The sequence below is a fragment of the Thermoprotei archaeon genome (assembly GCA_038881895.1).
Taxonomy (GTDB): domain Archaea; phylum Thermoproteota; class Thermoprotei; order Gearchaeales; family WAQG01; genus JAVZOV01.
The window spans coordinates 85,285-104,808 of sequence record JAVZOV010000005.1; the positions used below are offsets into that span (position 1 = coordinate 85,285).

Below are 19,524 nucleotides of genomic sequence, written 5' to 3' on the forward strand. Positions count from 1 at the left end.
TTAACCACTCTCAATTCTTTTGAACTCACATATGCTGGATGCTGATAATGTTTTCATTATTTTGCATATTTCGTTTTGGAATATTTGGAATGCTGTTTCTGTGGTTTTATAATCGTGTGCAGTAAATGTTACACGATAATATGGTGCGCCTTTGCTTGCTATTGTTATTCTTACTCCTGCTTTTTCTGAGGTGATTTTTGCTGTAAGTAAGGCTTTCTTGATTTTTTCTATCCCATCCGGATCAAAGCACATTAGCATGACCTCTCCTATTATGTTGATTTCTTTTGGTTTTATACGCTCTGTAGCGATTTTATATATTCTTTCTGCTATTGGATCTTGTATTTCAGCTTTCTTTAATACGCTGATTCCTTCTGATACTGATTTTTCGAAAACTGAGTATAAATCCCCAAATCTTTCTTCTAGTTTAGGTATTAATTCACTGAGTATTTTCTTTGAATCTGGAATGTCGTTTAAGGCTAGTTCTAATAGTTTTAGTGCTTTTTGTTTACGTTTCCATTCTATCATTTTTGATACACGTTCACTGTTGGATACTCTTTTTATTGAAACATCTACGTGACCTTTTACTGGATCTGTCCTGATTACTTTGCATACATATTTGCGTCCTATTTTTATAAAATCCGTGATATTATCTATTCTTACTGATGCTATTTCTGTAAGTGGTATAAAAGCTTCTATCCCGTATTCATCAAGTTTTGCATAAGCACCTTTATCTAACGTTCTAGTTATTGTTGCTATTACTAGTTCATCATGATTTGGAAGACGTTTTTCATGAGGTGCACTCATGTTTACTCCCTATGATTAAATAATTCCTATTATTTAAGGTTTGATTACAACTGAAAAACTTTTTTTCTAGATGAAAAAGAGTTCAATTCTTCTAATAGGAATTTTGCTTTTTCAGTCGAAATGGTGAAAATTGGATGCACCTAGATGAAAATTCAAAGCTTATTGGATCAATATTCGCTTATTATTGTTCCGTAAAGTTTTCCTTTTCCTCCAGTGGGTTCTGCTAGAACGCGTCCACAAACGTTGCAGTTTACTGTTGTTGATGGATGGCTGAAGATGATTTGTTCGTTGTTGCAATCTGGGCATTTAATTTTTAGGAATTTAGATTTTGGTGTTGGGAAGAGTATTTTAGTTTTTTTCATTTATTTCACCCTTTTACTTGTACTATTTCAAGTTTCTTTAATCTTATTCCAGTCTTATGTAGGGTGTATCCGCATTTTTTACATACTAATTTTATAACTTGTTTTTTGGTCACTTTTGCGAATCTTTTTTGTTCTGATGCTCTTTTGCTTCCATATCCTTCATTTTTTCTTAGGAATCTTCTTTGTCCTTGCGCCAGGTTGCGTCTTTTTCCAGCTTTATAGAGTATTACTTTATGCGGGGTGTGGGCCTTACATTTTGGACAAAATGTTGTTATTTCATCCGGTATTTTCAAATTTTATCCCCTCCTCTAATTCATCCTGAACTTTACGGGCTATGCCACGTGTGATGAGCGTCATGGCGATCTCCTCTGGCAGATATACCACATCACCTTTTTGAAAAGGCCCATATATAAATCCGTCTGTATCACTTATTTCAGGTACATCATCAAAAACTCGTACTAAGAGTAACCCACGTTGGCGAGCTGGTATTATTGGTTGTTTAACTACTTCTTTTTCACGTGGCTCTGTTTCTTTTTTGATTGTGATTTCTTCTTCCCTACTTTCCTGTTCCATAATTTTTTGTTCTAAAGCGATCTTTGTTATTTCTTTTAGTTGTTTATGTGCCATTTTGATTTCTCTTATTTCTTTTAATTTGTTAGTCATAATAATAACATTTTTTAGTTCAATGGATGCTATTTTTGAGCATAGAGGATTAGGGTCCTTGATTTTCTTTTTGAGTGATGCTATGTATCTTTCAATTTTTTCGTAAAAATCGTTTGGTAATTCTTGTAGTTCTTCGCTTTCAAGCTCTTTTTTTAGTTTTTGAAAGATTTCCTGGTACATTAGTTCCACCCTATTGGTTTAGCGTATTTGTTTAATATTAAATATATTGCTGTTGGTAGTGGTAGTGATATTGGTTTATTTTTTTCAATGATTGTTCCGTCAAAGTAATAATCATCTATTGTTATTTTATGTACTCGTGGATCAGTTATAATTACTTTAAATTCATCACCTCTGAAAACTATTGCATCTTTTAATGGGTTAAATTTATCTAGTTCCGAATAGCTTACTATTTTTGCTTTGAATCCTGTAGATCCGTGTAAGCTTTCTGGTAATCTGAGTAATCGTCTTACATCTTTAGTTACTCTTTCATCAATCCATACTTTTTTTCTTTTTATTGCTTCGTTGATTAATGATTCAGTTGATTTAAAACGGTCAAGGACGCGTGATCTAAGTTGTGAGTTTTCGTTGGTAAGTAGATCAAGTATGCGATCCCTTGACTTTATTATGTAATCAATATCTTCATTGTCGATGCCCAGTTCATTTAACATTTCTTTAGTGTATCCTGAGATTATTTCGTATAATCCTCTCATTATTCGTCCTCTCCAACCTTCAGAGTTTAGTGTATAAAAAGAGAACCTAAGGCTTTTGTTTCTGTTGGATAGTTCATTTATAATTTGTTTGACTATTTTTTCAGTGGTAGGTAATGAGATGTGTTCTACGATCATTCCCCTGCTTTCTACGTTTAATTTTTCATATTCAGGATTTTTTACTCTGACATGGTAGCCCCTGTGTCCTGAGAATGAGATGATTAATTCGCTTGGTGATAATCCTAGGTCTGAGATTAAGAATTCATCTATTAAAAGTTGTGTTTGTTCTTTTGCTTCATTGAAACAATTGTCGCAAATCCAGTTCCAGCTTTCTATTGATTCACTTCCACAGTTTGGACATTTAAGGGGTATAGTGCCTTTTCCTGTAAATTGACATGCTTTGCATTGCCACCAATCATGTTCATTTTTGCATTTTGTAGGTACATGGTCTATATCAATATCAAATGAGAGCTCGGCTCCAAGCCAATTTTTCAGATCCATGTTTTTTTCATCTGGTTTTTGATAAAATGCGCTAGAAAAATATACATCAGATGGCACTAAATCAATGATAAATTTTCTGAGTTCGTCCGGTGTTTTAAATGAAAAGTGCCGTTGCATTATGTTATCAAAGCTACGAAATCCAAATTCTCGCTGTTCGAATCTATCGATTACTATGTTGTTTAAAGAGAAATTATCCTTGTAATACTTCATGAATAAGCTTTTAATAAAATTATTCCACTCCTTTTGGTTCATGCTCTTCGCCTTTTTTATATGATATTCTAACATATTGTAATGGATGTCTAATTTTAGCACATATTGGATCATCACCTGCATAACATATGTTTGCAGCTTTAAGTGTGCTACAACTTGGCATATTATATACTGTTTTTGAACCTCGTAATCCATATATGTGTTCAACTTGATACCTAGTTATTCTTTCGTTGAAATCAGCTACTCTTGTAAAGAGTTTTATTACGTCCTCTGAATTCCAGCCAACGCTTCTGAGAAACGTAACTATAGAGAACCTGGCTAAGTGAGGGGGATTTTTCCCGGCCATTAATTCTCCTAGCATTACTCTAATGCATGGTGGATAAAATGTTTCTTTTACGTTTTTTAATTCAGTGGTTGAATAACTTTGTTTGAATTTTTCCCCAGATATTCTTATTAGCTCTTCGATGTATTCTGTAGCTCCAGAATAATTAACATTAACTATTGGGTTAAATAAATTTAATATGTGTTGTTTTACCCCTTCGCTGAGAAGTCGAGCATAATCACGTGGTAATAATTTAACATAACCCTTAGATAATGTTTGCATAGATAACGACCAGTTTTCGCCGCTTAATGATGAAGCTAATGAGATGTAAGTGATAACGTTTATTAGTAGGTATTTTGTACCATTTATTTCCTCTATGTCAGTATCCCAGTTTAATGATCTTCCTATGTAAATGAGCTTCTCTGGTGTTTCTTTTTTAAATAACTTTTCAGCTTTTTTTGATTCCGCAACTGCATATTTGTATGCCAATTGATCGTTTCCAACTATTGATATTATAAGTATTGCTGTTGGGAATGAAAGTATTTCTTCATCCATTAGTGAGGGATCTATTTTTTTATAAGGTACGATACCTTTATTGATAGCGTCAATTATGCGTTCATATGCACGTTTTAATATTGGCTTGAGCTCTGATGTAGAGAAAACATCTTCTATGCTTAAGCCTTTATTTTTTACATATTCGCGAGCTTCCTCAATAAAAGGGTATTTTATTAAATCTTCTGTTTCAAAAATATTGTACATGGTTAAACTTCTGTCCTTGGTGCTACATAGAATGTTAGTTCTCCACCATTTATCAGGCTATAGTAGAATTTTGCAGGTTTGCGAGACGCGAAGCTTACTTCTAGTACTTCTGATAATTCTGAATAAGTAACCATGTCAAGCAGATAGTTTGATGAGTATGCTGAGACAACTTCTTCAGCTTCCACATTTAAATCAATTAACTGGTCTCGTGAATATTCTGTGGCTCCACGACCTTTTTCACTGCCCGATGAAATTATGAATTTATCTTTTGTAGCCTTAAACTCGATACTATCACTGAAAGCTGATGATGCCTTTACGGCATCGTAAAATTCATCAGTAACAATTTTTAGAGTGGCCTCATATTTCACTTTTGGTACAGGTATTTGTTCGAGTGCAAGGTCTAATAATGGAAGTTCGAATGTTCTGACTGATGATTTAGTAATGAACTTTAATTTTATGATGTTGGATCCTTCTGGGACTTCGAGTCCAAAGTTTGTGGTTCCTCTTTTTCCTAACTTTAAAATCTTTATTAAGTCTTTCACTCTCACTCCTATATTTACTTGACCTGAGACTTCATACTCTGTGAAAAATTGTTTTGGTAGCCTTACATCAACCATTGCACTACGTGCACTATCTAGACTTCGTAATGCTAGTGCTTCTTCGTTTGCAATAAATACAGCCTCATCTATTATTGTTGAGATCGCATCTAGAATAGCTACAAATGTTTTAGGATCCTCGAGCGACAATTTTAACAACTTTACTCACCAAAATACTTTTAACAAATAAGTATAAAAGCTTTAATAAAAAATTATTTAGCAATGTTCATAAAATTAACAAATCGTAACTTTACAAGAGATTAATAGAACGCATTAATAATAACTTCATAAAATTTTGTTACATCGAAGAGGTTATGTTTAAGATTTATTTTGCTTTATTGCTTATTTTTGACACTCTCATCAACTAAAGTCAGAAGGTTCTCGGTTTTTCAGTTTCGTGCTTCATCGTACCGAGTTAAGGGCTGTGCCAATTCAGCTCGGAACCTTATTTTGGACATCCGAGCCTCATTTGAGCGACACGCTCAAACAAAGGAGAGCTCATCACATTTAAACCTTTCAGCAATTCATCCCAGAACTAAAGTTCTAGGCTTTCCTGCCGAACTATTTGTAATCTCTCCATGTGTGCCCACATTTTGTGCATTTATAAAACGTAGTCGGTGGCTCATCAGCTGAACGTGTTTGTATCATCCACCAGTAAGCTTCATTATTACCGCATTTAGGGCACTCTACTCTAGTTTTTGGTAATGTGGAACTATCTGTGTTATCATTACTTATTAGTATATCCTTTTGGGTTTTTGATAATACAGATGATATTATGATTTGTCTTTCTGATTCTTCCACATATCCGCAATTAGGACACATAAATCTCACTTTCCCACTCTTACGTTCGGGCTTCATTATGCTACCACATTTTGGACAGAACTTCATCCCTATTTAGCCTCCACGCATTTTTATATCACACAGTAATAAATACCTATTTTTGGAATGAGGTAATTCAGCATTAAGAATAAAGTTTTTCTCTCGCTTATTTTTATACGAGACTTCTTTGAAAGGGTAAGAAGAGTTTATTCGTATTAAGTGATTTTTTCTTCATAAAGTTGTTTTAATAATGCGGGGTTTAGTGAGTTAAGTATTATGTTTGCATATGAGCATGCTTGAAGTGCTAATAGTTCTAATCTCGTATGAATGTTTTTCTGTTTTAGTTCACTAATTTTTAATGATTGTTTACCTAATTGTGATAGAATTTGATTTAGATCATTTTGTTCAAAGTGTTCATCATCGAATAATATGATGTGTGCTTGTATGTAATATTTATCTTTGATTATTCTTTCTTTTAGCGTTGTAGAATAATTGTTTTTGTTAAGTAGATAAACTGTTATCCCTTCTATTATGAATTCGCGGAGCAATACTCCTATTATTATTTTTTTGTCGTTTATGTTTCTTGCTGAAAACCCTAGGGCTCGTAATCCGTGTTTCATTTGTTTAATGCGTTAATAAATTCTTGCTTTAATTCTTGTAAAGAATTTTCAATTTTGCTCAAGGCTTCTTGAAGTGCGTTTTTAGGAGTTACAGTTCCGTCTGTGAGTATGTACATTTTTATTATTGGTTCTAATGGGTGAGGTTTGTTTGCCCATGCGTTAAGAACTCTTTTGTCTGTTAAGAGTTGTTTAACTATAGCATAACAAAATCCAATATCAGTGTCTCTAAACTCTAAGAGTATTGAGTTGTTTCCTTTCTCTAGAATTTTCATCTTCATATTTTGCACCCTGCCTTATTCTGAAAATTTATAGTATAATATAACTCTAGCGCTTTGATATATAGAGTTGCCCGATGAAGGCCTTGTATTATTTTTGAATTCTTGGAATAGATAGCTTGGATTATCCTGTAGCCTTTCACTTATTTCCGTCAATCCAGAACTAAGATTAGTAGCAGTTTTTATAAAAATTTATTGTACTTTTCTGAACCAATTTGGTTCTTCTGGTTTTCTGTTGTCGATAAATCCGCATTGAGAACAAGTTATTTTCCTTCCTTTTATTACTAGTTCTCCAGGACATTGTGGACATAATGCATATATCAATCCTAATTTTTTGTCGTTGATTTCCAGTATCAGTGGTATGGTATCTGCTACTATTTTTGCTCTTATAACGTCATAGTTTCTGATTTCTAATGAGGTTTTTCTGCTTCTTAAAAGTAATAATCCGTCTAGTTCTACGTCGATAATGGATTCTTGAGATTTCTCGATACCTATTACTTTTACATTGGCATGATCTCTATTGTGGTCTAAAACAACAGCTATTACTATGTCATTAACTTTTGGTATTAACAGTTTTTTGATTGGTTTGAGTCTTGCAGTTCTTGAGGATAAATCTAATTCAACTTCACCTGCACCTACAGTATATATGTATCCATTATCTTCTACTAATCCTTCACCTGGCAAGAATTCCTCTATTACGCCAACTGGGATACCAGGCATGTATATTCCAAGTTTTTTTGTTTGGGGTGTTCTGCGGCTCACTTTCTTTGCACCACAGCTTTATAAATTTCAACTTGCACCCTATATAACCTTTTTTTGTGGTGCTTCATTGTCATCTTAAGTAGTATTGTTGATTTGAATACCTTCTCGACCCTACACATGTTTTTCTCGTAAAATTTTAAAAGAAAATCTGAGCTTGATGCCTTGTGCACTGAATATATTACATTGGCAATTCTTGAACTACTCTCAATAAAAATCCTGTCCACATGTTTTCTCTGGACACCAAAGGGAGGATTTTGTATAATTGTGTCAACGTATCTTATACAAGGATAAGAATAATCACATACTATTACATCAATAATAGCTCCTAAGCTAAATATTTTTACGTTATGTTTAGTTATTTGAAGAACATTTCGATCAATATCAATACCAATTGCATAATGAGCACCGAGTAATGCTGCGCCTATTAACAAACGTCCCGGTCCACATCCTGGATCCAATATTATTTTACCATGTATATCATCTAACGATATCCACAGAATTTTAGCAGCATCGGAAGCTGTTAATGAGTATTGTTCAAACTCTGGTTTAGGATTTTCATAATCTTTTAATCTTTCGAGCATAATCTCTAAAGAACGCTTTTTTATTAGTTCCATGTAGTTCTCAGCTATTTTTACTATAAATAAATTGGTATTTTAAAACTTTATGTTATAAAAAGAATTTGTAATTCATCCTACGGTTGAAAACATGAGTTTTCTTGTTGAGTTTCATGTAAGAAATGAAGCTGAATGAGTGTGCTTTGTATAATAATATTGAAATCGTTGTAGAAGAATCGTTTTTTGAGATGATCTATGTTGTTAAATTTTCTTTGGATGTGCATGCTGTTACTAAATCATAAATTTTTCTGAAACACCCTATTAGTGTGTAAGCTTCTCTACCTGTGAGGAAGCTTCTTGATAGTAATCTGGAAAACACTAACTCTGATGCGCGGATTTTATGTGCCTGGATTTTGGTGTGCTTAAGAGTTTCGATAAAAAATCTTTCTATCATTTTTCTCTCTTCTCTTTTGGCTAACCTATATTTTTTTATTTTTATTTTATTTCTAGTGAGTTCATAAAGTATTACTGCTACTGCATGTGAGAGATTCATTACAGGGTATTCTTCTGATGATGGTATTGTAGTAACCATGTCACATAGTGCTATTTCTTCATTGCTTAACCCGTGATCTTCTCTGCCAAAAACTAATGCTACGTTGCCATAGTAATTAATTAGATTGCTAAGTCCTTGGATTGGTACCGCTATTCTCAATACATTATAATCTCCTCCTATTACTCCTGTTGTCGCTATTGATAGGTCTGTATCTTTAATAGCATCGCTAAGTGTTTTGACTATTTTTGCATTTTCTAAAACGTCTACGGCATGAGAAGCATATTTTCGAGCCTCTTCACCCAGTGATCTGGGGTTCACGAGATATAAATCACTAAACCCAAAATTTTTCATAGCTCTTGCGATCATTCCAAGGTTGAATTCATAAATTGGTTCAACAACTACCACTCTAATCATTTCAGTACATCTGAATTCTTTATGTATAATAAGCTTATTTTTGTTAGTTTATTTAAGGTTCTATGAGAAATGTAATAGAGTGTTGGGTTAGATTTAAATAAAACAACTGCCATAATCGTGGTGGTGAACATGTCCTATCCTGCACCATCACAGCCTCAAGTAATTCAAAAAGATAAGGCTCGCAATGACGTAATGAATAGATTAGTAGAGCTTGGTATAAAGGCTGAGTTTGTATCAAGATGTAATGCTAACATAGAATATATGGATGGTTATGTTACGTATTTTTATCCTAATGATTGGAATATTGTTAGGACCACATTAGAAGACTTCATTGAAAAGAAATTTAAACCTAGTAGCGCGTCAGTTATGTATGTATGGTTTACGTTAGAAGGAAATTATAGATATCTTCATGTTGGATTTTTTACAAAGGACAGTGAGCAGTTAATAATACTGCGAAAGATCACAATTGGTGTTTCATTATATTAAAAGCTAATAAAAATATTTACGAAAAGTAAATAAACAGAGAGGAATAAATAGAATAGAAAAATGAAAACTCACACTTCGAAAAACACGATAAGTTACGAAAAAAATATTATGCCTAGAATAATGGTTAATGCTGAGGAGGACCCTGATTGGTTTTATCCTAGAACTAAACGATTTTTATTACGAACACCCACTGCAGAATTAGGATTCTCATGTTTTTCAGTTAAAACGATAATAAACTCTACAGAGTACATAGTACCTAACAGAGATTACAGCTATGAAGGTTTCAATGCACTATTGAATGATGATAATTGGAAGATTATTGATGGATTTGCGCTTTCTGTATTCAATGAGGATAAATTCACGGCTCCAAAACCTGTTAATTTAATCATAAAACCTAACGAAGTAACATACAATTATGTCATTAATAATAACACCATTTCATTGACATATAAGTTAATAGACCTCATTGAAGCTGCACAATTAAAAATCGATATAAAAACTAGTGAGCCGATGCGTGCCAAAATTGCGCCCTTTATAGATATGAGACATGTTTATGATAACTCTGCACCTAATGAACACAATATAAAAGAGATAGGTAAAAATTACTTACTCATAAATCGAAAGAATTATGAACTAAAAATAATGCTTGATGGTAATGAACCCCTTTTCTCATTGAAAGAATGTTTATTACAATGGATTTATAAATTAGGTGATGGTGCTCGTGAAGAAAGTGAAAAGGGTGTAATATTTAGACCGCACGTTAAAACATTATACATACCAGGCTTTTTTGAAGTTGAAGGTAATAAGATTTCCATTAATGCCATAGTTTATTTGATTAATAACACCTCAAGAATAGGGAAAACGTATTCTGTGAGTAATATAGAGTTAGAGCAAGTGTTCAATAAATTTTTAGACATCTCCTTGGGTGTTGAATATTTTGATAATGCTTTATTTGGTTTGATTTCAACATTACATACTCTGGGAATACGTGCAAAATCCTTTAATATAATTTTACCAGAGGCTGGCGCATGGTGGTTTAGGTCAGTATGGGTTAGAGATTTGATGGAAGCAATCAGCAATAATTTCATGGCACTAACAAGATTAAAAGGAGAAAAATGGATCATGGAAGTATTGAGGATAATGTCCTTAATGTTAAGTAAAGAAATAGGCCTTCTACCGATCACTATTATGCATAAAGATAAGCTTCCTTGTTCCTATACAGTTGATGGAACACTTAAGTGGATTCTCAATTATCTCAAATTTCTCTCAGAATATTGGGATGCAAAAGAAGCATTAATCCTCTTAGACAATGTAAGTAGCATGATAGCAGCATGGAGCAATACAAAAAACATGTTTACACAAATAGATGAGATAACAGGGCTTCTTAGAACTGTGGCATGTCAAAGCTGGATAGACACTATGATACGTGTGAATATTGATGGTTTTATTTATCGCGTGCCTAGCAGATTGAGCATAGATTCAATAAGAGAATTATGGGAGAAAAGAAGAGACATCGAAAAGTATTTATCGTTACCAACGATTTTACTCCCAGAAATTAATGCAATGTGGCTAAAGATGTTAGATCAAACGTTGTGGCTTATTAAAAAATTGCAATCAGAAGGTTATGATGTAGATAATGTTTCAGATATTCTTAATAGGTTACTAAAAAGTGGGAAGAAAAATTACGTAAAATTTTTTTGGAATCGTGACACAAACAAATTGAATAATGCAGTGATACTTGAATATGATATAGAAGATGCTATATCCTCATCAACTAGCATTGTGTCCGTATCAACTGTACCATGGATATTTAATAGAAATATGCTGGATGAAATTTGGACTATGATGAAAAATGATTTACTAGTTTATAGACGTATTTCGCTAAATAACGAATGGAAGCCGTTCGGAATAATAACTAGGACTACTGGTAGTAGGGTTTTTAAGGGAGATGAGGAATATCATGGGTATGTAGTATGGCCTAGGGATACACCGTATTTGATTGATTTAGCGCACATATTAAATGAGAAAGAATTCATTGGTGATATATTACTGAATTATTTAGATGCATTAATATCAGAATCAACAGTGTTTCATGCAAGAGAACTATATGCGTTACCTGTAGGTAAAAATCCTTACCCTACGGAAACATCAGGCAATCCAATACCTGTAAAAAATCCGTCACAATCGTGGAGCATATTCATAGACCCGTACATTAAATTTAGAGATATTATAGTGGAAAGACTGTTACATAGTTAATGATAGATAACTGTACTGAAGTATGAAGCTTAACATTCTTTTGTTAACTTAGTGGTTTTTCCGTACTTATTTTTAAAAGGTAAAGCACAATTGATGCTAATCCTATTACGCTCATCATGCCAGGTACTCCTATATGAACTGCTTTTCCTAATTCTAGTTCTCTTTTTGTTAATCCTGGTTCCATTCCTCCAAAAACTAGGAATACATTTTTATCGATGTTTTTAAGTTCTTCTGGGTTAAATTTATTGTTGGAATTTTCCGGGGATGTGAATAACATAAATTCTCCTTGAAATAATTCTTTTATGTCTTTTAGATCTGGGACGATTATTAATTTTACACCAGTTTTTACTGCGATTTTAAAAGCTTCTGGTATACCTACTTGTGCTGCTGAACCTATTGGCTTTGAAATTATAATAGTTTTGTATCCCAGTGATGTGCATATAGATACGAACTCTTCTAGCCTGTTTGGACTGTTTATGTTATGAAGTACGGGTATTATCTCAGACATCGCAATCAAACAAATAATAAATTACCAATTAATATTTCTAAGCAAAAAATCAGCTATTGCTTTAGCTAAAGGAACAGGTACAGCTTCTCCGACTTGATCAAACTGTGAATCTTTACCGCCATAAAATATAAAGTTATCAGGAAATCCCATTAACCTTGCATGTTCTCTAACAGTAAGCAACCTATTTTCAAATGGATGAATGAACCTAGATTTACCCATAATTGGTGGCGCGAGCTTATAGGGATCAAGCCTTATAAAGTTTGACTTCATTTTCCCATCGGCTCCAACAAAACTAATCATGGATTGATTTCTTTTTAACCTAGAAATTTTCCTAAACCTTCTATATCCGACTGATACGTACTCATGGTTTGGAATGTTATGATCACTTTTAGGATCTGGAAGATCACCTATCGCATCCCATACTGTTGTTCGCCTGTTAGATTTTTGGGGTTGCAACTCAACATTAGAAATAAACATTCTTCTTCTGAGGGATGGTGTACCATAATCTTCAGCATCAAGAACGTTAAAATAAACTTTATAACCTACACGCGCAAACTCCCTCTTTAATTGTTCTTTTAAAATGCCATCAGCTATATGAATCACATTCTCCATAACGAATATTTTTGGTTGCAGATCACCAACAATTCTTATAAAATGTAACGTCAGTTGTCCACGTGGATCTTTATAAAGCCTATCAAGTGGATCTGGCATTCTTTTAAAGTTAGCTGATGTGAAGGATTCACATGGTGGTCCACCTATTATAACATCAGGTTGACCAATAAGAGATTCAATCTGATTTGATGTCACTTCCTTTATATCACTTAATATTAATTCAGCATCAGGGAAATTTGCTTTAAATGTCTTTCCTGCAGCTTCGAAATTATCTAGACCAGCGACTATCTTAAATCCAGCTTCTTTAAATCCTTCGCTAAATCCTCCTGCTCCTGAAAATAAATCTAATACTTTAATTATTTGACGCATTCTATTTTTCAATGAATATTAAAAACTTCGTACAAATAAATTTTAGTATTTAAAAAGCTCTTAATTTTTACTTGGAATATTCTATTGTATTGGTATCTATAAGCTCAGATAAATTAAAATTAAGGTTATATAATTAAGATAGTGTATGGTGAAGGAAGAAAATAATGAGTTTGTTGTGACACCTTGGGAAGTGAAGGGTAGGGTTGATTATGAGAAACTAATGAAGCAATTCGGTACTGAACGAATTACAGATGAGTTAAGACTAAGATTAGAAGAGTACGCGAAGGATTTGCATGTTTTGCTCAGAAGAAATGTTTTCTTTTCTCATAGAGATCTAGATAAGATTCTCGATGATTACGAAAAGGGGAGGGGTTTCTTTCTTTATACTGGTAGAGGTCCTAGTGGTCCGATGCATATTGGGCATATTATACCTTTTATAATGACAAAGTGGTTGCAGGAGAAATTTAACGTGAATGTTTATATAGAATTAACTGATGATGAGAAATTCCTTGATGAGGAAAGTTTTACTTTAGATGATGTGCGTAAGTGGGCTTATGAAAACTCACTGGATATAATAGCTTTAGGTTTTGATCCTGATAAAACCTTTATATTTAAAGATACAGAATACATAAAAAATATGTATCCATTGGCTATAAAAATAGCTAAGAAAATTAATTTTTCGCTCGTAAAGGCAGTTTTTGGTTTTAAGAATGAGACTAATATAGGTATGATATTTTATCCAGCACTACAAATAGTACCAACGTTTTTTGAAAAAAGACGTTGCTTAATACCAGCTGCTATAGATCAAGATCCATATTGGAGAATACAAAGAGATATCGCTGAAAGTTTCGGTTATTATAAAGCGGCTGCAATACATAACAAATTCCTTCCACCATTAACAGGGCTTGAAGGAAAAATGAGCGCATCGCAACCAGAAACTGCTATATATCTGCACGATGATTCCAAAACAGTAGAGTATAAGATTATGAGGTATGCGTTCTCAGGTGGTCAATCCACAGTAGAACTCCATAGGAAATTAGGCGGTAATCCAGATATAGATGTATCATTTCAATGGCTTAAATTCCTATTCGAACCTGATGATTCGAAATTAAAAAAGATTGAGGATGATTATAGATCAGGAAAGATGCTTACTGGTGAACTGAAAAGAATATTGATAGAGAAGATAAATGATTTCTTAGAGAATCACAGATCTAGAAGGGAGGAAGCTAGAAAGTTAATAAAAGATTTCATGTATGATGGAGCATTAGCATCAGAAATGAACAAACAAATATTAGAATAAATCTATGATGCTTTGTTTTTAATGCTTCTAACTATAATTGAACACGGCATAGGCATTTTTGATGATGCCCTTCGCAACGCCTCTTTAACCTCATTAATGAATTGTGGCTCTGTCCACACTGTCATTATTACATCGTTAGTGTCGACTATAGCAGCTCTACCAGTGGGTTTTCCAAAAGCTCTTCTCATACCCTCTTGAAGTCTATCAGCACCAGCCATAGCTAACATTTTATTCTCTCTTATTATATGATGAGGATATTTAACCACTCTTAGATGATAGTTTTCATCTTTTATCGTTGCCGAAAGATACTTGTTAGCCATAACACGCGCTGCTTCTAGAGCGTTATGTCTAATTAAACCACTCTCTTCAGAAACTAGATCTATTTGGATACTAAATTGTTTACCTGGAGAGCCCATGTCAAACTTATTGATCTTTGGTTGTGGAGCACCATCAATATACTCAGTCCTAGTATAAGGCGGTGTATCTAAATATCTATAGCATCTTCCTGGTCTTAGCGGCATTGTTTATCACCCACTAAGAGAACTAGAACTTCAAATATAAGTATTTGCTAAGAAGTTTAGTATGCTTATTCTGTTTCGTTAAATTGTTTATAGCTAGTCTTTTTAAGCTCTGCGGGTATCTTATAAGTGAGATGCCTTACTGGATTATTGATATTAATCATGAGGTTGTTAGTAGGAACAATGTTAAGAGGGATGAGATTTGGCTCTGGTGTGTTAATGATGATGGTGAGAGAGTATTATTAGTTGATGGTAGTTTTAAACCTTTTTTGTATGTTGAGGTCTCGGTTGGTGTACCTATTAAAGAGCTTGAGGAAAATTTGAGGAACACATTGTCTGGATTTTTTGAAAGAATATCTATTGTGGAGAAGAAGAGATTAGGAAAACCTATTAAAGTTGTTGAAATTGTCTTTAAAGATTCTGATTTCAAAGATAAGGCTCTTGAAAAGATAAACAGCTTACGGGGAGTTGGAAATGTGTATAATTCTGATATACGACCTAGTCTTCTATATTTCATAACGAGAGATTTGAAACCGTCAAGTTGGATCGATGCTGAAATTATTGAAAGTTTGAAAATTACTAACATTCCATATGAAATCAAAGAGATTAGAAATCCTCGAATTGTTGAGAATAAGCAGTTGCCAAAGTTAAAGGAGATGTATGTTATGTTTTTTGCTTTTAGAAAAATTGGCACTCCTGATCCTGATGAAGATCCATTAGCTTTTATTGCAGTTGCGTTTGATAATAATGAACCCTTCATAATAGAAGCTGATAATGATAAGGAAATTATAAACATGTTAATTAAATTGGTATCTGAGAATGATCCAGACCTTGTAATTGGATGGGAAACGAATAGGTGGAGTTTCAATTATCTTAGTAGAAGAGCCGAAGTTAATAAGGTAAGATTGTCTCTTGGAAGGAATGGTGATGTGCCTAGGGGAGGAGTATATGGTCACATATCATTAGTTGGCAGAATTCATGTTGATGTAAGAGATATTGCTGAAGGTATGCCTGAACTTAAGATGAAGACACTTGAGGAAATGAGTATTCATCATGGTGTTTGGAAAGGAAATGTGATTGAGAATGTAGAGCTCAATGATATGTGGTTTAGTGGTGAAAGAGATAAAGCTAAAGATTATGCTTTAAAACTTATTAGCTCGTTACGTGATCTTTGGAAATTATACTTTGATTATACTGTACATCTGAGCTCATTAGTTGGATATCCTATGGATTATGTGCTTAAAGCGTCGCCTGGACATAGAGTTGATGGATATATAGTGTATCATTCAATGAAGCTTAATGAGGTCATACCGCGTAAAGTGGAATCTGCATATGAGAGGTATAGGGGTGCAATAGTTTTTACACCAAGTCCTGGACTACATACTAATGTTGCAGTGTTAGATTTTGCATCAATGTATCCTCGCATAATAGCTAAGTACAATATTTCACCAGATACTTTAATGCAGAAAGAAGAATCTAGTGAAGCGTACGTTGCACCTGAAGTTGGTCATAGATTTAGGGTCTCACCTGATGGTCTTTATAAATCTGCAATACTTAGATTGCTCGAAGCTAGAGAACAGATTAAAAGACGTATAAAGGAATTACCTGAAGGCCCTGAAAGAAAAGCTCTAGAGTCTCAAGAGCGTGCTATAAAGGTTGTAGCAAATGCAATGTATGGTTATGTAGGGTGGGTTTCTTCTAGATGGTATATGAAGGAGGTCGCCGAGGCTATAACAGCTTGGGGTAGAAATACTATAGTTAAAGCTGCTGAGCTAGCTAACAAAGAATTTGGTTTAAAAGTGATATACGGTGATACTGATTCACTCTTTGTTGAGTATAAAGGTGTGGATGTAGATAAGTTAATTGATGCTATTGAAAATGAGTTAGGAATGGAGATTAAGTTAGAGACGATCTATAAACGTGTTTTATTTACTGAGGCAAAGAAACGTTATGCTGGTCTTACGATTGATGATGAACTCGATTTAACAGGCTTTGAAGTAGTTAGGGGAGATTGGTGTGATTATGCAAGACGCACACAAGAAAGGATTTTGAGCGTGCTTCTCATAACAGGCAATGTAAATCAAGCTGTTGATGTTGCGAGAGAAATGATAGAAGCTTTTAAGAATGAAGAGTTCACTATAAAAGATGTAGTTATCTGGAAAAGTCTTGATAAACCTTTATCGGATTATAAAGCAAGAGCTCCACACGTTTCCATAGCTCTTCAGCTTTCTAAAAAAGGTTGGAAATTCAGAGTTGGTGATAAGATAGGGTATGTTGTCGCTAAAGGACAGGGCCCAATATATGAGAGAGCCGTTTTCTATGACGATGCTGAAAAATCTATCGTCGATATAGATTATTATATCACTAACCAAATAATACCTGTAGCGTTAAGAGTTCTTGAACCATTAGGAATTACAGAAGATCAGTTAATAAAAAAGGCAGCAAAAGGAGGACTTGATCAATTCTTTTAACTTTATCACAACTTGCAAGAAGACCCCATCCGCAAGGGTGGGGATGAATTGCGTTAAACTTAAATAACTCAGAGTAGCACTTAAGTTTAGGAATGTTTCCTAACCGAGATTTGAACAGGGCTATAAACATAGCCCATGCCTTAATGAGAGGCATGGGATGGCGGAGCTGTGAGCCCCGCAAACCAGCAGATGCGACTGGAAGCGTAAAGCTCCAGACAAACGCTGGAAGCCCCTTGCGATAGCGAGGGGTAGTTCACTCCTCTTCTACCTTTTCTCTTAAGTATTTTTCTAGATCGAACTCTTTTCCTTCATATTTAGATATGCCTTCATTGAGGACTTTGAGTGAAAGTAGAGCACACTTCATTCGTGTTGGAGAGAGGTTTATTCCAAGCATACTAAGTATATCTTTCTTAGTTAATTTTTTCATGTCCTCAAGGTTCATACCCACGATTCTTTCCATTAACATTGATGCTGAAGCTTGACTTATTATGCATCCTTGTCCTCTGAATTTTGCGTCAACTACCTTACCATCCTTTATTTTTATGAAAATTTCTATGTGATCACCACATGGTATGTTATCATCCTCAGCATGTATATCAGGATTCTCTATTATGCCAACGTTTTTAGGATTTTTATAATAATCTAGGATTTCTTCCATTTGCAAATAGAAATCATCACTCAAATTTTTAACCTCCTCCTTATTTTATTTAAAACGTCTATAAAAACATCAACTTCGTTTATATCATTATAAATGTAGAAGCTTGCTCGTGCAGTAGCCGTTACTCCTAATCGTGTCATGAGGGGCTGTGCACAATGATGCCCAGCTCTTATTGCTATACCTTCTGAATCTAAGATTGATGCAAGATCATGAGAGTGAAGATTACCTAAGTTAAAAGATATTACTCCACCTCTAAGTTCTGTATCTTTAGGACCATATATTTTCATATCCTCAATTTCTGACATTTGATCTAAAGCGTATTTTGTCAGTTCTTTTTCATGTTCTCTTATAGATTTCATTCCTATTGAATTGAGATAATCTATTGCAGCACTTAATCCTACTGCTCCCTCTACATTAGATGTTCCAGCTTCAAATTTCCATGGTAAATCATTCCATGAGCATTCAAACAATGAGCATGATTTAATCATATCTCCACCGCCTAAAAATGGACCAATTTTCTCCAGTATTTCTCTTTTACAATAAAGAACTCCTATACCCATAGGTCCTAGCATTTTATGTCCTGAGAAAGCAAAGAAGTCCGCACCAATGTTTCTAACATCTACCGGCATATGAGGTGTTGATTGCGCTCCATCAACAAGAAATAGTGCTCCTTTTTCATGAGCGATTTGTCCGATTTCCTCTACTGGGTTTATCGTTCCAAGCACGTTAGAAACGTGTGTAATGCTAACTAATTTAGTATGTTCATCGATAAGTTTTTCTGCCTGATCAACCTTTAAAAGACCTTCCTCATCTATATCTATGAAACGCAATTCTACCTTTTTTTCTTGTGCAAGAAGTTGCCATGGGACTAGGTTACTATGATGCTCCATCACTGTGAGCACTATATTGTCACCTTTCGATATATTTCTCCAACCCCAAGCATAAGCAACTAGATTTATTGATTCAGTTGTATTCCTTGTGTATATTATTTCCTCCCACCGTCGAGCATTTATAAATCTCGCAACTTTTTTCTTTGATTCTTCATAGAGTTGTGTCGCTTCTTCACTCAGTGCATATATTCCTCTGTGAATGTTAGCATTTTGCTCCTCATAATATTTTCTTATTGCTTCAATCACTTGCCTAGGTTTTTGAGACGTAGCAGCATTATCAAAATATATGAGCGGTTTGCCATAAAATTTTCTTTTGAGTATCGGGAAATCCTCCTTAATTTGTTCTACGTTTATAACCTTACTAATACTGCCCATTACATAACACCCCTTAGAAATATTCGTGGATGTATGATATCTTCAAATATTATACCAAAGATACATCCCATATATATCACTATTAGATAATATAAATTCAAGTTAAAGAATTTATCTCTTTGGTGATGTATTTATCAATGAATTTTTAAATATTTTTCCT

General features: G+C 34.0%; 22 protein-coding genes. 4 read left to right on the plus strand and 18 right to left on the minus strand.

The window, feature by feature from the left end; genetic code table 11:
- The 13 genes from QW128_08725 to QW128_08785 all read right to left on the minus strand — a co-directional run bounded on the left by QW128_08725 (position 1) and on the right by QW128_08785 (position 8,921).
- Positions 1–804, minus strand: a complete 804-nt coding sequence (locus QW128_08725) for a translation initiation factor IF-2 subunit alpha (protein MEM3833648.1) — start codon at positions 802–804, stop codon at positions 1–3.
- A 167-nt stretch (positions 805–971) separates the two neighbouring features.
- The gene (locus QW128_08730; protein ID MEM3833649.1) at positions 972–1,166 is read right to left on the minus strand and encodes a 30S ribosomal protein S27e; all 195 of its coding nucleotides are present in this window, start codon (positions 1,164–1,166) and stop codon (positions 972–974) included.
- Positions 1,167–1,171: 5 nt separating this feature from the next.
- A complete protein-coding gene (locus QW128_08735; GenBank protein ID MEM3833650.1) occupies positions 1,172–1,459 on the minus strand; it encodes a 50S ribosomal protein L44e in 288 nt (95 codons plus the stop codon).
- Positions 1,443–2,009, minus strand: a complete 567-nt coding sequence (locus QW128_08740; GenBank protein ID MEM3833651.1) for a hypothetical protein — start codon at positions 2,007–2,009, stop codon at positions 1,443–1,445. The genes QW128_08735 and QW128_08740 overlap by 17 nt, the downstream gene beginning before the upstream one ends.
- Positions 2,009–3,289 (minus strand): DNA primase small subunit domain-containing protein, encoded by a 1,281-nt coding sequence (locus QW128_08745; protein ID MEM3833652.1) that lies wholly within the window; start codon positions 3,287–3,289, stop codon positions 2,009–2,011. The genes QW128_08740 and QW128_08745 overlap by 1 nt, the downstream gene beginning before the upstream one ends.
- On the minus strand, positions 3,267–4,328 hold the full coding sequence (locus QW128_08750; protein MEM3833653.1) for a DNA primase large subunit PriL: 1,062 nt from the start codon (positions 4,326–4,328) through the stop codon (positions 3,267–3,269). The genes QW128_08745 and QW128_08750 overlap by 23 nt, the downstream gene beginning before the upstream one ends.
- A gap of 2 nt (positions 4,329–4,330) precedes the next feature.
- The gene (gene pcn, locus QW128_08755; protein ID MEM3833654.1) at positions 4,331–5,083 is read right to left on the minus strand and encodes a proliferating cell nuclear antigen (pcna); all 753 of its coding nucleotides are present in this window, start codon (positions 5,081–5,083) and stop codon (positions 4,331–4,333) included.
- Between the two features lie 402 nt (positions 5,084–5,485).
- Positions 5,486–5,812 (minus strand): transcription factor S, encoded by a 327-nt coding sequence (locus QW128_08760; GenBank protein MEM3833655.1) that lies wholly within the window; start codon positions 5,810–5,812, stop codon positions 5,486–5,488.
- Between the two features lie 146 nt (positions 5,813–5,958).
- Positions 5,959–6,363 carry a hypothetical protein gene (locus tag QW128_08765; protein MEM3833656.1) on the minus strand — a complete coding sequence of 135 codons (405 nt, stop codon included), beginning with the start codon at positions 6,361–6,363 and terminating at the stop codon, positions 5,959–5,961.
- The gene (locus QW128_08770) at positions 6,360–6,641 is read right to left on the minus strand and encodes an RpoL/Rpb11 RNA polymerase subunit family protein (GenBank protein MEM3833657.1); all 282 of its coding nucleotides are present in this window, start codon (positions 6,639–6,641) and stop codon (positions 6,360–6,362) included. Before QW128_08770 ends, QW128_08765 begins: the two co-directional genes overlap by 4 nt.
- Positions 6,642–6,830: 189 nt before the next feature.
- Complete coding sequence (locus QW128_08775; GenBank protein ID MEM3833658.1) at positions 6,831–7,400, minus strand: exosome complex RNA-binding protein Csl4; 570 nt, start codon at positions 7,398–7,400, stop codon at positions 6,831–6,833.
- A complete protein-coding gene (locus QW128_08780; protein ID MEM3833659.1) occupies positions 7,397–8,014 on the minus strand; it encodes an METTL5 family protein in 618 nt (205 codons plus the stop codon). Before QW128_08780 ends, QW128_08775 begins: the two co-directional genes overlap by 4 nt.
- Positions 8,015–8,207: 193 nt before the next feature.
- On the minus strand, positions 8,208–8,921 hold the full coding sequence (locus tag QW128_08785; GenBank protein MEM3833660.1) for an RNA methyltransferase: 714 nt from the start codon (positions 8,919–8,921) through the stop codon (positions 8,208–8,210).
- Positions 8,922–9,050: 129 nt separating this feature from the next.
- On the opposite strand from QW128_08785, the gene QW128_08790 reads away from it, so the two are divergent.
- Positions 9,051–9,407, plus strand: a complete 357-nt coding sequence (locus QW128_08790; protein ID MEM3833661.1) for a hypothetical protein — start codon at positions 9,051–9,053, stop codon at positions 9,405–9,407.
- 60 nt (positions 9,408–9,467) lie between these two features.
- On the plus strand, positions 9,468–11,663 hold the full coding sequence (locus tag QW128_08795; protein ID MEM3833662.1) for a hypothetical protein: 2,196 nt from the start codon (positions 9,468–9,470) through the stop codon (positions 11,661–11,663).
- 43 nt (positions 11,664–11,706) lie between these two features.
- Here QW128_08795 and QW128_08800 read toward each other — a convergent pair whose 3' ends face one another.
- A complete protein-coding gene (locus QW128_08800) occupies positions 11,707–12,171 on the minus strand; it encodes a RecB-family nuclease (protein ID MEM3833663.1) in 465 nt (154 codons plus the stop codon).
- Positions 12,172–12,192: 21 nt separating this feature from the next.
- Positions 12,193–13,152, minus strand: a complete 960-nt coding sequence (locus QW128_08805; GenBank protein ID MEM3833664.1) for a DNA cytosine methyltransferase — start codon at positions 13,150–13,152, stop codon at positions 12,193–12,195.
- A gap of 145 nt (positions 13,153–13,297) precedes the next feature.
- On the opposite strand from QW128_08805, the gene QW128_08810 reads away from it, so the two are divergent.
- Positions 13,298–14,452, plus strand: coding sequence for a tryptophan--tRNA ligase (locus QW128_08810; protein MEM3833665.1), 1,155 nt, complete (start codon positions 13,298–13,300; stop codon positions 14,450–14,452).
- A gap of 2 nt (positions 14,453–14,454) precedes the next feature.
- Here the strand turns inward: QW128_08810 and QW128_08815 are convergent, their stop codons facing one another.
- On the minus strand, positions 14,455–14,973 hold the full coding sequence (locus QW128_08815; protein ID MEM3833666.1) for a 50S ribosomal protein L16: 519 nt from the start codon (positions 14,971–14,973) through the stop codon (positions 14,455–14,457).
- A gap of 131 nt (positions 14,974–15,104) precedes the next feature.
- Here QW128_08815 and QW128_08820 point away from each other — a divergent pair, with 131 nt between their 5' ends.
- Positions 15,105–17,441 carry a DNA-directed DNA polymerase gene (locus tag QW128_08820; GenBank protein MEM3833667.1) on the plus strand — a complete coding sequence of 779 codons (2,337 nt, stop codon included), beginning with the start codon at positions 15,105–15,107 and terminating at the stop codon, positions 17,439–17,441.
- A 253-nt stretch (positions 17,442–17,694) separates the two neighbouring features.
- Here QW128_08820 and QW128_08825 read toward each other — a convergent pair whose 3' ends face one another.
- Both QW128_08825 and QW128_08830 read right to left on the minus strand, forming a co-directional pair.
- Positions 17,695–18,123 (minus strand): iron-sulfur cluster assembly scaffold protein, encoded by a 429-nt coding sequence (locus QW128_08825; GenBank protein MEM3833668.1) that lies wholly within the window; start codon positions 18,121–18,123, stop codon positions 17,695–17,697.
- The gene (locus QW128_08830; protein ID MEM3833669.1) at positions 18,120–19,364 is read right to left on the minus strand and encodes a cysteine desulfurase; all 1,245 of its coding nucleotides are present in this window, start codon (positions 19,362–19,364) and stop codon (positions 18,120–18,122) included. The genes QW128_08825 and QW128_08830 overlap by 4 nt, the downstream gene beginning before the upstream one ends.
- Between the last annotated feature and the right edge of the window lie 160 nt (positions 19,365–19,524).

Coding starts and splice junctions, on each gene's coding strand:
- QW128_08785 (MEM3833660.1), bottom strand. CDS start 8,921: ATGATTAGAGTGGTAGTTGTTGAACCAATTTATGAATTCAACCTTGGA.
- QW128_08745 (MEM3833652.1), bottom strand. CDS start 3,289: ATGAACCAAAAGGAGTGGAATAATTTTATTAAAAGCTTATTCATGAAG.
- QW128_08770 (MEM3833657.1), bottom strand. CDS start 6,641: ATGAAGATGAAAATTCTAGAGAAAGGAAACAACTCAATACTCTTAGAG.
- QW128_08815 (MEM3833666.1), bottom strand. CDS start 14,973: ATGCCGCTAAGACCAGGAAGATGCTATAGATATTTAGATACACCGCCT.
- QW128_08760 (MEM3833655.1), bottom strand. CDS start 5,812: ATGAAGTTCTGTCCAAAATGTGGTAGCATAATGAAGCCCGAACGTAAG.
- QW128_08750 (MEM3833653.1), bottom strand. CDS start 4,328: ATGTACAATATTTTTGAAACAGAAGATTTAATAAAATACCCTTTTATT.
- QW128_08725 (MEM3833648.1), bottom strand. CDS start 804: ATGAGTGCACCTCATGAAAAACGTCTTCCAAATCATGATGAACTAGTA.
- QW128_08795 (MEM3833662.1), top strand. CDS start 9,468: ATGAAAACTCACACTTCGAAAAACACGATAAGTTACGAAAAAAATATT.
- QW128_08830 (MEM3833669.1), bottom strand. CDS start 19,364: ATGGGCAGTATTAGTAAGGTTATAAACGTAGAACAAATTAAGGAGGAT.
- QW128_08790 (MEM3833661.1), top strand. CDS start 9,051: ATGTCCTATCCTGCACCATCACAGCCTCAAGTAATTCAAAAAGATAAG.
- QW128_08740 (MEM3833651.1), bottom strand. CDS start 2,009: ATGTACCAGGAAATCTTTCAAAAACTAAAAAAAGAGCTTGAAAGCGAA.
- QW128_08730 (MEM3833649.1), bottom strand. CDS start 1,166: ATGAAAAAAACTAAAATACTCTTCCCAACACCAAAATCTAAATTCCTA.
- QW128_08765 (MEM3833656.1), bottom strand. CDS start 6,363: ATGAAACACGGATTACGAGCCCTAGGGTTTTCAGCAAGAAACATAAAC.
- QW128_08805 (MEM3833664.1), bottom strand. CDS start 13,152: ATGCGTCAAATAATTAAAGTATTAGATTTATTTTCAGGAGCAGGAGGA.
- QW128_08800 (MEM3833663.1), bottom strand. CDS start 12,171: ATGTCTGAGATAATACCCGTACTTCATAACATAAACAGTCCAAACAGG.
- QW128_08780 (MEM3833659.1), bottom strand. CDS start 8,014: ATGGAACTAATAAAAAAGCGTTCTTTAGAGATTATGCTCGAAAGATTA.
- QW128_08810 (MEM3833665.1), top strand. CDS start 13,298: ATGGTGAAGGAAGAAAATAATGAGTTTGTTGTGACACCTTGGGAAGTG.
- QW128_08820 (MEM3833667.1), top strand. CDS start 15,105: ATGCCTTACTGGATTATTGATATTAATCATGAGGTTGTTAGTAGGAAC.